General features: G+C 61.0%; 10 protein-coding genes. 3 read left to right on the top strand and 7 right to left on the bottom strand.

All coding sequences use genetic code 11. The features are described 5' to 3' along the window. Position 1: 1 nt before the first annotated feature. Both rbbA and ACG74X_RS16600 read right to left on the bottom strand, forming a co-directional pair. Positions 2 to 2737: a ribosome-associated ATPase/putative transporter RbbA gene (gene rbbA, locus ACG74X_RS16605; protein ID WP_411236296.1), complete on the bottom strand. Its 2736-nt coding sequence runs from the start codon at positions 2735 to 2737 to the stop codon at positions 2 to 4. Between the two features lie 2 nt (positions 2738 to 2739). Next, complete coding sequence (locus tag ACG74X_RS16600; RefSeq protein ID WP_411236294.1) at positions 2740 to 3750, bottom strand: HlyD family secretion protein; 1011 nt, start codon at positions 3748 to 3750, stop codon at positions 2740 to 2742. A gap of 183 nt (positions 3751 to 3933) precedes the next feature. On the opposite strand from ACG74X_RS16600, the gene ACG74X_RS16595 reads away from it, so the two are divergent. After that, positions 3934 to 4842: a cation diffusion facilitator family transporter gene (locus tag ACG74X_RS16595; RefSeq protein ID WP_411236293.1), complete on the top strand. Its 909-nt coding sequence runs from the start codon at positions 3934 to 3936 to the stop codon at positions 4840 to 4842. Between the two features lie 97 nt (positions 4843 to 4939). On the opposite strand, the gene ACG74X_RS16590 is transcribed toward ACG74X_RS16595, so the two are convergent. From ACG74X_RS16590 to ACG74X_RS16570, 5 genes are all read right to left on the bottom strand, one after another. Then, positions 4940 to 5494: a hypothetical protein gene (locus ACG74X_RS16590; RefSeq protein ID WP_411236291.1), complete on the bottom strand. Its 555-nt coding sequence runs from the start codon at positions 5492 to 5494 to the stop codon at positions 4940 to 4942. Positions 5495 to 5683: 189 nt separating this feature from the next. Further along, positions 5684 to 6151, bottom strand: a complete 468-nt coding sequence (locus ACG74X_RS16585; RefSeq protein ID WP_411236290.1) for a hypothetical protein — start codon at positions 6149 to 6151, stop codon at positions 5684 to 5686. A gap of 15 nt (positions 6152 to 6166) precedes the next feature. Further along, complete coding sequence (locus ACG74X_RS16580; RefSeq protein WP_411236289.1) at positions 6167 to 6478, bottom strand: EscF/YscF/HrpA family type III secretion system needle major subunit; 312 nt, start codon at positions 6476 to 6478, stop codon at positions 6167 to 6169. 4 nt (positions 6479 to 6482) lie between these two features. Beyond that, positions 6483 to 6734 carry a hypothetical protein gene (locus ACG74X_RS16575; RefSeq protein WP_411236288.1) on the bottom strand — a complete coding sequence of 84 codons (252 nt, stop codon included), beginning with the start codon at positions 6732 to 6734 and terminating at the stop codon, positions 6483 to 6485. Between the two features lie 79 nt (positions 6735 to 6813). Continuing rightward, entirely contained in the window at positions 6814 to 9069 is a 2256-nt protein-coding gene (locus ACG74X_RS16570) for a secretin N-terminal domain-containing protein (RefSeq protein ID WP_411236287.1), read from the bottom strand. 369 nt (positions 9070 to 9438) lie between these two features. Between ACG74X_RS16570 and ACG74X_RS16565 the strand changes: the two genes are divergently transcribed. Together ACG74X_RS16565 and ACG74X_RS16560 are read left to right on the top strand one after the other, a co-directional pair. Continuing rightward, positions 9439 to 12081, top strand: coding sequence for an FHA domain-containing protein (locus tag ACG74X_RS16565; protein ID WP_411236286.1), 2643 nt, complete (start codon positions 9439 to 9441; stop codon positions 12079 to 12081). Positions 12082 to 12247: 166 nt separating this feature from the next. Beyond that, on the top strand, positions 12248 to 12838 hold the full coding sequence (locus tag ACG74X_RS16560; RefSeq protein ID WP_411236285.1) for a hypothetical protein: 591 nt from the start codon (positions 12248 to 12250) through the stop codon (positions 12836 to 12838).

The raw sequence follows: 12838 nt of genomic DNA, 5'->3' as shown, positions 1-12838 counted from the left end.
GTTATTGCGCCTGTTTCTTGAGCAGCAGCAGCGCCGGGATCAGAAAGACGGGAATGAAAAGCGCGATCCAGGCGATATCTGTGCCAACAGAGCTCAGCCCAAGCCCCTTGGTGAAAGTGCCGACGCTCATGTGCATGTAGTAATGCGTGGGCCAGGCGGTCCCGATCAACCATGCCCCTCCTTCCAACGTCGAAACGGGTTGCAACATGCCCGAAAAGATCACCGTCGGCATCATCGAAATCACCGTTGTTGCAAAGACCGCTGCAACCTGCGTGCGTGTGAAAACAGAGACCAGCATTCCGTAACTTGTGGACGCCATCACATAGACAAGCGCCCCCGCCGCCAGCACCGGCAGGCTGCCTTTGAAGGGCACGCCGAACAGGTAGACGGCCATCACTGTCATGATCACGAAGTTGATCAGTCCGATTGCGATATAAGGCAACTGCTTGCCCACCAGAAATTCAAACCGCCTTGTCGGGGTGACGTGAAAGTTCGTGATCGTGCCGATTTCACGCTCCCGTGCCACGCTGATCGCCATGAGGATCGCCGGAAACATCAGCAGAAGAATAGCGGGAACCGCCGGGGCGATGGCGTAGATGCTGTCAACTGTCGGATTGTAGCGAAACCGCGTCTGAATGCTGAGCCCCTGATCGGTCGGTGCGGTGCTCCGCGCTGTTTCGGCCTGGGCGGCCAGATAGTTCGAATGCCCACCCTGCACATAGCCCTCGATGGTCGAGGCGCGTTGCGTGTTGGCCCCGTCGATCCAGGCCGACACATCTGCCGCGCGCCCTTCGCGGAGGGCCTTTCCAAAGCCTTGCGGAATATCAAGGATCAGCGTGGCGTCGCCGGATCGCAGCCGGTTCACCAACGCCTCGCGGCTGTCCACCGGCGGCATCTCCTCGAAATACTGTGAACCCCGATAGGTCTCCAGATAGGCACGGCTTTCGGGCGAACGATCCTGATCGAAAACGGCAAACGCCATATCCTCCACATCCATGGAAATCCCGTAGGCGAACAGGAACATCAAAATAATACTGCCGCCAAAGGCAAAGGTGAGCCTGATCGGATCGCGCATCACCTCGAAGGTCTCGCGGCGCGTATAGGCCAGCAAGCGGCGCAGGAAGGCCCCGCCCGCCGTGCTGCGCTCTTGCTCTGTCTCATCGTCGTTTAGATCGGCACCAGACCCTTCTGCGGCGGCGTCCTCATCGGCGGCTTTGATATGGGCGATGAAGGCTTCCTCTAGATCACCGTTGCCCTTGTCATCCGCAATGTCGGACGGCGTTCCCACCTCCAGAACCTGGCCTTTGTGCATCAGTGATATGCGATCACACAGGGCGGCTTCATTCATGAAATGGGTCGAAATGAAGATCGTCACACCGTCCTCGCGTGACAGGTCTGACAGGATTTGCCAGAACGCATCGCGCCCGGCCGGGTCCACCCCCGATGTCGGCTCGTCCAGGATCAATAGTTCGGGACTGTGAATAATCGCGGCGGCCAGCGATAACCGCTGGCGCAGGCCAAGCGGCAGCTCTCCGGCTGGGTCAGCGGCGTGGGAAGTCAGCCCGAACTGATCCAGCAAATCGTCGATCCGGTCTTCGATTTCACCCGGGTCCAGACGAAACAGCCGCGCATGCAGCCGCAGGTTCTGGCGCGGGCTGAGTTCGGAATAGAGCGAAAACGATTGGGTCATATAGCCCACCCGCTGCCGGGTTTTGATATCGCTGGCGTCTACTTTATGGCCAAACAAAGAAACCGACCCCTCGGATGCGGGCAACAGTCCGGTCAGCATCTTCATCGTCGTTGTCTTGCCCGACCCGTTCGAGCCGATGAAGCCAAAGATCTCGCCCTGCTCGATCTTGAAGCTGACATCATCCACAGCGGTGAAATCGCCAAACCGGCGGGTCAGGCCGCTGGCCTCGATCGCAATGTCGCGCTTGTTGTCTTCAAGCGGTGGTATCTCCAGATCGACCTCTTCACCCCGTTCGTCTTCAGGCAGAAGCGCGGTAAACGCCGCCTCCAGCGTGTTCGTGTCAGTCTCTTCGCGCAGCTCCTCGGCGCTGCCACTGGACAGGATGCGCCCGGCGTGCATCGCATGCAGATGATCAAAATCCTCGGCCTCGTCCATATAGGCGGTCGAGACCAGAACGCTCATGTCCGAGCGGGACTCGCGGATATCGTTGATCAGCCCCCAGAATTGCCGCCGCGAGAGCGGATCGACACCGGTGGTCGGCTCGTCCAGGATCAACAGATCAGGATCATGGATCAGCGCACAGCACAGACCCAGCTTCTGCTTCATGCCCCCCGACAGCTTGCCCGCGATGCGGTCCGCAAACGGGTCCAGACGTGTGGCTTTCAGCAAACGGTCGATCCGCGCGTCGCGCTCGGACGCGCTTTGCCCGAAAAGCCGCCCGAAAAACTCAAGGTTTTCGCGCACGCTCAGCGACATATAGAGGTTCTGGCCCAGACCCTGTGGCATATAGGCGATGCGCGGAAAAACAGCGTTGCGGTGCGCGGCCTTTCGCATCGGTCCGCCCAGCACCTCGATCTCGCCCTGCTGCATCTTGCGCGCGCCGGCAATAAGCCCCATCAGTGTGGATTTGCCCACGCCATCCGGCCCGAACAGGCCGACAAGCCGACCGGGTGCAAGCTTTAAGGATATATCGTCAACCGCAACCGTCTCGCCATAGCTGTGGCACAGGTTGCGGACCGTGACGACAGGGCTTTCACTTTCCGACATGCCTAGTTCCCGCGCGCCAAAGGTGCCGCGTCACTCAGGGTCAGGTTGTCGGGCCACGCCACATCCTCAGAGCCTGCCAACCGGATATGACCAACGCCGCGCATGCCCGTTTTGACATAGTCAATATTCCGCTCGATCAGGTCCTGCGGTACACGCAAACGCACGCGAAACATCAAATCGGCACGCACGTCCTGTGTTTCCACATGTTCGGGCGTGAATTGCGCCTCTGGCGAGACAAATGTCACCTGTGCGGGGACCACCAGATCAATCCCGTCAAGCGCGATACGCGCCTCGGCCCCGATGGCCACACGGGCCGCCTGTGCAGTGGGCAGGTAAATCTCCATATAGATCCGCGACAGATCCACCAGCGTCACGATGCGCGCGCCAGAGGCCAACACCTCGCCCGGCTCTGCCAACCGGTAAAGAACCCGGCCCGTGACCGGCGCTTCGATCTCTGCATCCTCGATCTGGGTGGTGATTTCCCGACTTTGCGCGCGCGCCGCGTCGGCCTGCCGTTCTGCTGCAGCCAAACTCGCCTGCGCTGCCGCCAGCCCGGCGCTCGCCACATCCCGTTCCGATCTGCGGCGATCCACCTCTTCTTCGGTGCCAAATCCACGATCAAACAGCTGCTGCGCACGGGTCAGCTCTTTTTCCGCGAATGTCAGATCGGCCTGGCGCTGATCGATCATCGCCTCCGCCTGTGTCGCCTGCGACTCGGCGCTGGCCACATCTGCTTCGGCGCGCGCCAGTTGCGCCTCTAGCGTGTCTGTCTTGATGCGGGCCAGAATGTCGCCCGTCTCGACCAGATCGCCCTCCTGCACCTGAACTTGCAGAACACGGCCCGTGATCTCGGTCGCCACATCAACCAGATTGGCTTCGATGCGGCCGTTGCCCTCGGCAAAATTCAGCGGACCGTCATTCTGTTGCGCCTGCCAATAGAAATAGCCGACACCACCCGCAACAGCTATGACAGCGGCACCGATCCAACCAAACAGTTTGCGCTTTTTCGTCATGTCGTCACTCCGCTAACCTCATCTGGTTCTAAGCTCTCGATGACCGTCTGGATTTGACACAGGTTAATGGGAGTGCAGTTTTGAACTGGAATAACGGTTTGCATATTCACAGACCGCAGGCATCGCTTTGGCCTATGCACGGCGCTGAAGACCCAACCGCGTGTCGCGAACAGGAGAAACCGCGTGCCCCATGATCATGGTCATATCGACCCAAACTCAGGAGACAAACGCGTCGCTATCGCCATCTGGGCCAACGGGTTACTGACTGTTGCTCAAATCATCGGCGGCATCCTGTCAGGCAGTCTTGCGCTTATCGCTGATGCGATTCACAATTTTTCGGACATGGCGTCATTGGTGATTGCCTATGGCGCGCGCAAAATCGCCCGGCGCTCTGCCGATGAAAAAATGACATTCGGTTATGGACGCGTCGAGATCGTGGCTGCGCTCATCAACTACACATCGCTGATCCTGATCGGGTTTTATCTGATCTACGAAGGTGCGATGCGCTGGATCGACCCGCCAGAAGTTGCCGGATGGACTGTTGTGATCCTGGGCTGCATTGCTTTGTTTGTCGATGCTTTGACTGCTGCGCTGACCTGGTCGATGCAGAAAGACAGCATCAACATCCGCGCGCTCTTTTTACACAATCTGTCAGACGCGCTGGCCTCTGTGGCGGTCATCATCGGGGGAACCCTAATATTGCTTTACGATCTGCACTGGATTGATCCCGCAATCACCATAGGGATCGCAGTCTATATTTTGTGGCTGGCCTTGACCGAGATCGGTGGCCCGATCCGCATTCTGATGCTTGGAAGCCCGCCGGGGATCGACACCGAGGCGGTGATCGCCGCCGTTGAAAAGGTGAATGGCGTGAGCGAGGTTCATCATGCGCATTTCTGGCAGATGGAAGAACATGCGGCTGCGCTCGACGCCCATATCGTTGTCCATCAGGAACGTTGGACTGACATTGAGGACATAAAGATCGCGATCAAGGCCCGTCTTGAGGAGCATTTCGGCATCACCCACTCCACGCTGGAATTCGAGCGTTCTGATCATAAACATCACGATGCGAAACGCTACGGACACGGATGAAGTGGCGCGGATTGAGTAATCTTGAAAATTCAAAACCCAGCCAACTCGCCCTATGCAGGCAACACACCGTCAAAATGCCGGGTTGCGGGTCGTCCGATCAGCGGCATCCGCCATCGCGTTTCACCCAGACATACCGCCCGGGCGTCACGACCACCTCGCGGGTGACTTGCTCTGTGTGGCCGGGACGCTGGCGATGAAGGACTCGCCCGTCTTGAACTGTCACACGGTCAACCACGTCCTTGTAAAGCGCCGGGATGACCTGGCGTACCCTCCGTTCGGGGGCGATCTGAACCTTGCGTGTTTCAATACGGGTGACGGCGGGTTCGACCCTTTCGATCTGCTGCGCCGGCTGCACCACAACGCGGCGGGTTTCCGTGCGATAAACCGCCTCCTCCTGGCACAGCACACGTTCTTCCTGACCGTTGCGGACCTCAATTCGGTAATAATTGCGCGCGGGGCGAACCAGCACCTGAACGGGTCGCGCCTCGATTAAGGCTGGAATGTTCTCCACCACTTTGCGCGCGGGTTGGACGACAACGCGCACGCGCCGTGTCTCGAACCGTGCCGGGATCACACGCCACTCCACACGCTCCGGGCGCACGAGAACGCGGCGAATGCGCGACTGCGTGATTGGCGGGACATATTCGCTCACTGTGCCGGGATAGGCGCGTCACCGTTTCGGTGACACGCCGGGTGACCGGCGGCACCCATTTGCGCACCAGGCAGGCATCAGTTGGCGGACTCGGAGATGGGGCCGGGGTCACAATCGGATCAGAAAGCCCGTCCGCCAGCGCCGGCATCGGGACAGTTGCGAGCAGCAGCCACAAGAGCACCGTCTGCTTCATTGCGTTGCTCCGTCCGCGTTTTTTCCGGGCCGCCGACGCATGTAGTAATCAAGACTGGCCCGCGCCTCGTCATCCAGCGCACCGGTTAAAGCGAAACACGCCTTGGCCTTCATGAACGAACGGATGCGCGCCCGATCTTCGCCACGCTCGGTCGCTGTCACATCCGCCGGATCAATCCGGTCCAGACGCGATAGCGCGGATTGAACCGTGTCGAAATCGCCTTGGCGATAGGCAATCACCGCTTGGGCAAATTCCGTATCGGGGCCATCTTCGCCCATCTCGGCGAGCGCGTCGACCAGCACCTGCGCTTCTTTGAAACGCAAATGCTGGACGCGCACGAGGATAGAAAGCATGAAATAATCACGCTCTCGTTGGGTCAGGGTGGAGGCCCTGGGCAGTGCCACTCCCCGTTCGGGGTCCGGCGAAAGCGACGCAAGCGCATCGGATGGTCCGTCCATGCTCATTGCGCCGCCTTTGTGTTATGCGACGTTACGGACGATGGTTTTCAACGTGTCCGACACCGATTTCATGATGTTGGTGCGCAAGTTGGTCACCGCCGACCAGGTGTTCATCGCCATCTGCATGGAATACATCTTTTCGGTATCCGACAGGTTGGCGTTCTGTTCGATCAGGCGGATGTCTTCCTCGATATTGGCGATCTGGGTCTGCAGGTATTCCTGTCGCCAGATCAGGTCGAACCCGTCGCGTTCGCTAAAATTCGCGTTTGTGGAAACAGCGGGGGTGGACGTTCGGGAATTGCCGGTAATGGCCATATAGCCTTCAGTTGACATAGCATTAATCCTTGTTGACTGGGGGTGTCTTCAAAATGGTGTCTGCCGCATCAAGCGCGCCAAGAAGCGCGGTGCCAGCGGCGTGATCCTCCGGGCTGACCCCAGCGTCGATACGGCCCCGCACGGCCTGACGCGTCTGCGCGACCCAGGTCAGCGTATCGGCCAGAATGCGCGCAGCATCCTCGCCAAGCAGCGCCTCTTCCAGCGCGGAGAAACCCAGCGGTGTGTTTTCGGTCTGGTTTGAAACCGGTGTCACGATGCCTCCGTCAGCAATGCGGTTTACGCGATCTTTACGCAAACTATGCCAGGCTTGGCGTGCCAAACGGCACAAGCCGTCAATCTGTCGAGGTGGCCCAGCGGATCTGTTCCGTCAGCCCGCTTAGCCCATGTGAATTGCGCACCACGCGCGGGGTGATCATAATGAGCAATTCCGAGCGTGATTGCAGGTTCGACTTCTGATTGAAAAGCCCGCCCAGAAGCGGCACCTTGCGCAGCACCGGCACGCCACCTTCGCTGGTGTCGGTGCGTTCGCTGATCAGCCCGCCCAGAAGCACGGTAAAGCCCGAATCCACGTTGACCTGCGAATTGACGCTGCGCTGAGAAATGACCGGGTTTTCCCCCGCCGCCGTATTCTCGCGCCGCGCCGCGCTGACCGTCTGCGCGATGTCGAGCAGCACCGAGTTGTCGGGCCGGATCGTCGGCGTCACATCGAGGATCACGCCCACATCCACCGTCTCGATCTCTTGGGTGACGACGACATTGCCATCCGAGCTTGACGATTGCGATGCGGTGACGAAGGGGATCTGATCGCCCACCGACAACCGCGAGGTCGCGCCATCGACAACGGTGACGTAAGGCGATGAAATCACCCGTACATTCGTCACCGATTGCAACGCGGTAATCACCGCCTGAATGTCTGTGCCGCCGCCCGTCGTGTCGCGGATGATCGCGGCAAGCCCCTGCCCGCCCGGATCGCTGGCGCTGGTGCCGCCGCGCGAGGAGCGGATGCTAAAGCCCGCGCCATCAAGGAAGGTCTGCACGCCGTAGGATAGCTCGTCCGAGATATCGACCTCCACGATGGTCGCCTCGATCACCACCTGCGCCAGCGGAATGTCCAGCGCTTTAACGACCTTCCGGATGCGCTGAAACTCCTTGTAGGTGGAGCGGATCAGCACAGCATTGTTGCGCGGATCGGCCACGACGGACAGGCCCTCGCCCGACGGCAAGGTTGGATCACCTGCTGCGCGTGACTGAGTGGCCGCCGGTGCGGCGGCAGGCGCATCATCCTGACCGCGAAAGGTCGATGGCGCGCGAATGCCCGTCGCTTCGGCAGCGCTGCTGGAACCGCGTTCGGCTGCAACGGCCAGGATAGCAGACTCGTTGGCCGCCTCGGTCGTGTCCCGGGGGCTGGTAATACCCGCGCCAAAGACCGAGGCGATTTGTTCAGCGACCTCTGTCGCGCGCCCATGGGTCAACTGGATCACCCGCAAAGACACAGAGTCGCGGCGATCCACGTCAAGCCCCCTGGCAAGACGCCGGACCTCATCCAGTGCGGCATCGGTATTGGCTGCAACCAAAAGACCCTGCCGCGTGCTGAGCGGGATGATCGTGACGCCGGAAATGCCCCGGTCGGCATAAAGCGCATTGAGTTCCTCGGCGACGACCGTCGGATCGTTCTGGCGCAGCGGCAGGATCGCGACCTCTTGCCGGGCGACGCCCGTATCGATCAACGTGCGCACCAGATCTTCGACCGACGCGAATTGCGTGGAATCGCCGCGCAGCACAATCTTGTTGGTGTCGGGAACGCTGGCAACCTGCACCGAGGGCGGAGCAAGCGCCGTCAAAAGCGACGCGATTGCCTCCGGATCGCCGCGTTCGATGGGAATGGTGGTCAATTCGTCCCCCCCCAGCCCCGACCGCGAACGCGTTTGCGCGAGGCGTTCAAGCTCTTCCGGCAGGCCGACCTGGTAGACACCGTTAAGATACTGCATCGCATAGCCGTTTCGGGCCAGGATATCAGCCAGCACCTGCACCAGCTGCGCGCGCGTGAAGCGGGTGTTCGACTTAAAGGTAACCCGCCCCTGCACCGATTCCCCGATGATGAAATTCTGCCCGAGGATGCCGCCAAGGATGTTCTGGATCACCTGTGTCAGCTCTTCACCGTCATAGTTCAACGTTACCGACGGCGTGCTGGCATAGCGCGGCTGCCACGCAGCTCCTTGGATGCGCGCCGATTCAAGCGGGCGGATAATCGGGCTGGCCTGGTTGATCTCAGAGAAAAAGTTGCCGTCAGGCCCACGCGCAACATCCGGGCCTGCATTGATGTCGCCGGTATCTACAAAACCGGTCTGACCCGCATCGGCGGTATTGGTCAGCCGCGCGCTGGTATTGCCGCTGAACACCGTTTCGCGCTGGAACGCTTCGGAAAAGAACCCGGGGTCGCCATAGGCTTCTTTGGACGTGGTAATGATTTCCTGACCAGTGACCGGATCAGTGGCAACAACAAGGGGCGGCGGGGCATCGCCAGCTCCGTGCGCCTTGCCATCACCGGCGGCGCATCCCGACAGCACGGCGAAAAGAAGCGCAGCCATGACGCCCATGACGGATCGCAGTAGCAGCTTTCGACGAGGCAAAGCCACCCCGCCCAGATTGGGCCGTTGCACGATGATCTGTTCCCCCGCGCGGATCTGTTGCCCGCTCTTGCCTGTTTCGATTGCGTGTCATGGCGATTTGGCAGCACCCTTACGGGAAAGCACGCCGACCCGCTTCGCGTAAGAATAATGCTCGCGACCCGGGAGGTGGTGTGTTCTTTGTCTCACCCCAACGCGACCGGTGTGGATAACAAGGGCTAAAAACCGTCGGGGCTTTGGTGCAGCACCGCTTTATCGAGGCGCAGCTTTCTTTCACCGCAATTGCGACCGGTGGCGCGTCTCTGTTCCGAACCAGATACAGGACCATTCATGGCGCAGCCTTCCGATACATTGCTTCTCAAGATCCTTGGCGGGGCGCAATTCGGAGCCGAAGTGGCGCTCGAACCCGGTACTTACAGCTTTGGATCAGGCGACGGCTGCGATCTGGTTTTTGCCGATGCCCTGCTTGCAGAGGCACATGGCAGCGTCCGTCTTGGCGAGGGTCGGATCGAAATTCGCGCCGAAAGTGGAGCGTTACAGACGGCGGCGGGTCTGTCGCTGGAACCGGACAACGAAGCGTGGCACGAGATTGCCCAGCTCGATACCATCACAGCGGGCACCACTCGCTTTGCCATCGGCACGCGTGGCGCAAACTGGTCGCGGCTCGAAACGGCTGCCGGTCGCGGCGACGCGCCGCCTCCCCCGGAAAGCACCGGTCGATCGCGCCGTCAGCTCATTATGCCAATTGGCCTTGCGGCGCTGGTCGTTTTTTTTATCATCGGCTCTGCCCTGTTCAGCAGCGAAGGCGCGTCGAGCCGGATCGCAGAGTTTGTAGGTACCGCCCGCCTGTCCGACGAAGCCCGCGTGGCGCGCGCGCTCGAAGATCTGCCCTTTGCACATGATATCAAGGTAAGCGTGGCTGACGATGGCCGCGTGAGCGTGCGCGGCTATGTCGAGAATGTCGCCCAACGGCGCGCAGTGCGCCAAGTGCTGTCGGCGACCGAGAGCGCCGTTGCGCCCAATATCTCGGTGATCGAGGTGATGGAGAACGACATTCGCGGCCTTGTCCGTGCGCGTGGCCTCGATTTGCAATCGCGCGTGGCAACCGGTGGCATCGTGACGCTTTCGGGCAACGAACTCTCTGACAGCGCGGTGTCCGATCTGGCCGATACGATCCTTACCCAGGTTCTGGGCGTCACCGCCGTGCGCGATGAAGTGCGCAGTGCCTCCGACATCCTTGCCGAGGCGCAAGACATGCTCGAAGCTGCACGGCTTGATGGGCCGGTGATCCTGCGGCTGACGGATGGGCTGGCCGAGGCGACGGGCGTGGTTCCGTCCTCCAAGGTCGACAATTGGGTCGGTTTCGTAAGCGGCTATGCCTCGCGCTACGCCGCAGATGTGCCGCTGCGCTCTTTCGTGGCGCTGGAAGGGCGCGGCGCGCCGCAGCCCATCGTCATTGCGGCAGGCCAGTCGGTGTCTCCCGATTTGGGCACCGCCCTTGGCCCCGCCCCAAACGAAAGCGACATCCTCGATGCATTGACAACCGGACCCGTGGCGCTGGCCGCTGCCACGCAAGACTCCGCTCCTGTTCAGCCCGCGCCTGCGCCAGAGTCAATCGCCGCCGCGCTCGCCCCGTTTCGTGTCGCCTTCGACGCCGATCCGGATGCGATGCTGGACCGGCTTGGCCTGCCCGCAGGCACCCTGTCCGCCAATCGCGTACTGGCCCTGCTCGACCTGGCCGAGGCCGACCCCCAAGCAGCAGCAGCCGCGTTCGAGCAATTGCCGCAAAACCTGCAGAAAACCCTGCGGTCCGTGCTGGGCGAGGTGCAGAAATCCGAAACCGTCGCGCAGACCGGGCAACCCGACGCTCTACGCGACACGACACAGCCGGGCACCGGCGCGGCCTCCCCGGTCTGGTCCTCACTCCTCAGCTTTGCGATGGGCAATCCCGCAGCAGAACTCGAAGCCGCCGCGTCGGCGCTTGTCCCGACGGATCGTGAGACCGGCGAGATTGAACCGCCAACATTCCCGGCCGGACCTGCCGCTGACAGCCAACCAAACACTCAGGGTGATCCCCTCTTGCGCAACCTGTCGCAAATTCTGAACGGCACGCCACCCCCGGATACTGACATTTCCACTGAAAGCTCGCCGCCATACGGACTGCTTTCACCCGATCCGAAACCCAACACCTCAGGATTCGGAGCCAGCCAGCCCGGTATGAGCCAGACGGGAACCTCTGAGCGGTTCACCCGCCCCCTGCCCGCCTCGGTCACTACCTTCGACGCGCCGTTCCGGAGGTTGATTCAAGCCACAGACCTCGTGCTGGCCGATGACAGCGTCACCGTAAAGACCGCCGGTCCGGGCATTCGCCGCGCGCTGTCAACGCTGTCGCAAACGCTGGTCTCGACCGTTCGCGACCAGCAAGAGGCGCTGGCACAGGGGCGCACGATACTGCCTGCGCAGGCGGTGCAGTCGTCCAGTGCCGAAGCATGCTGGCCCGGTGCACCGATAACCCCTGCCCAAATCCCGACGGTGCTGTTTTGGCTTGATTATTTCAGCGTCGATGCAAACGCCGATCTTGCCCAGCTGGACGGCCCAAACCAACGCGTGATGCTGGAGGCCGCCCTCTCGCCCCGGCGCCTGCGCGCCTGCCTCGAACGGCTCGATCACCCCACTGCCGACACTCTGATAGAGGAATCGATCTTTCTGCAGGAAATGTCGGTCAACAACCGCTTTGGCGGGTTTTTACTGCGCAACGTACCGCAAGTTGAGCTTGATCTGGCGGGTATCGATTTCACCGGCACACGCTATATCGAACTACGGGATGGAAGACGCCTCGAAATCGGCTCTGCGCCCGATCTTGAAAGTCGAATCGCGGCAATTGGTGACTTTGGGGTCTTACTGCGCGAGCCGGGCCGCTTTGCCGCACGGCTTTTCGGGCCGGACATCGGTTGGCAAATCAACGAGTTCTAAGCTTACTTTGCGAAAACCTGCCAATGTCACCTGATCGACTGTGTCAGGCGGCCCACTTATGGGACAGGTCCGGGCTAATGTGTTAACATAACCGCCAGATGGGATGCTGTGTCAGCACGTTAGTTTCAGGGCGGTTAGTATGAGTATTTTTTCGGGAGAACCCCCCATGCAGGACATGCTCCTTCCCCTGCCGCCCACGCGTGCCGCAAAAATGGTGGCGCACGGCTTTGCGGTCGTGTCTGACGCAACCCAGAAAGACGGCGCTTCGCTTCACGGTGCCCGCATCACCTTTCCAGGACAAACCGACGACATGGCGCTCGCGACACTTTTGCGGGGCGCGATCCAGGCCGGTGTCCTAAGCAGCGATCTAAAGGCACCGCCCGATCCGGATACCGCCTATACCGATGCGGTACGCGCGGTCGAAGCCGGTGAAACCGCCGCCGCCGGAATGTTGTTTCTCGCACTGGCGGTGAGCGGGCACAATGTCGGCGGGGCGCTGCACGGCCTGGCGTCGGCGCTGTGCAAAGCGGGGCGGCATGACGATGCGCTGCGTTTGTCATTGGCCTTGGGCGAGGCCGGCTTCACCGATCCGCGCGCGCTGATCCTTGCTGGCTTTGCCGCGCAAAAAACCGGGGACAAAGCGCTGGCCCGCCGCTGCCTGGCCCGCGCCGCGCGCATGGCCCGCGGTCAGCCCGACTATGTCGAGGATCTGCATTTCGCGCAGCGTCTGCTTTTGATGCAACAATTGGGCGATTGA

This window comes from Marivita sp. S0852 (genome assembly GCF_046591575.1).
Taxonomy (GTDB): domain Bacteria; phylum Pseudomonadota; class Alphaproteobacteria; order Rhodobacterales; family Rhodobacteraceae; genus Marivita.
The sequence above is the reverse complement of the archived record's forward strand: the minus strand, read 5'-3'. Positions and strand labels throughout refer to the sequence as shown.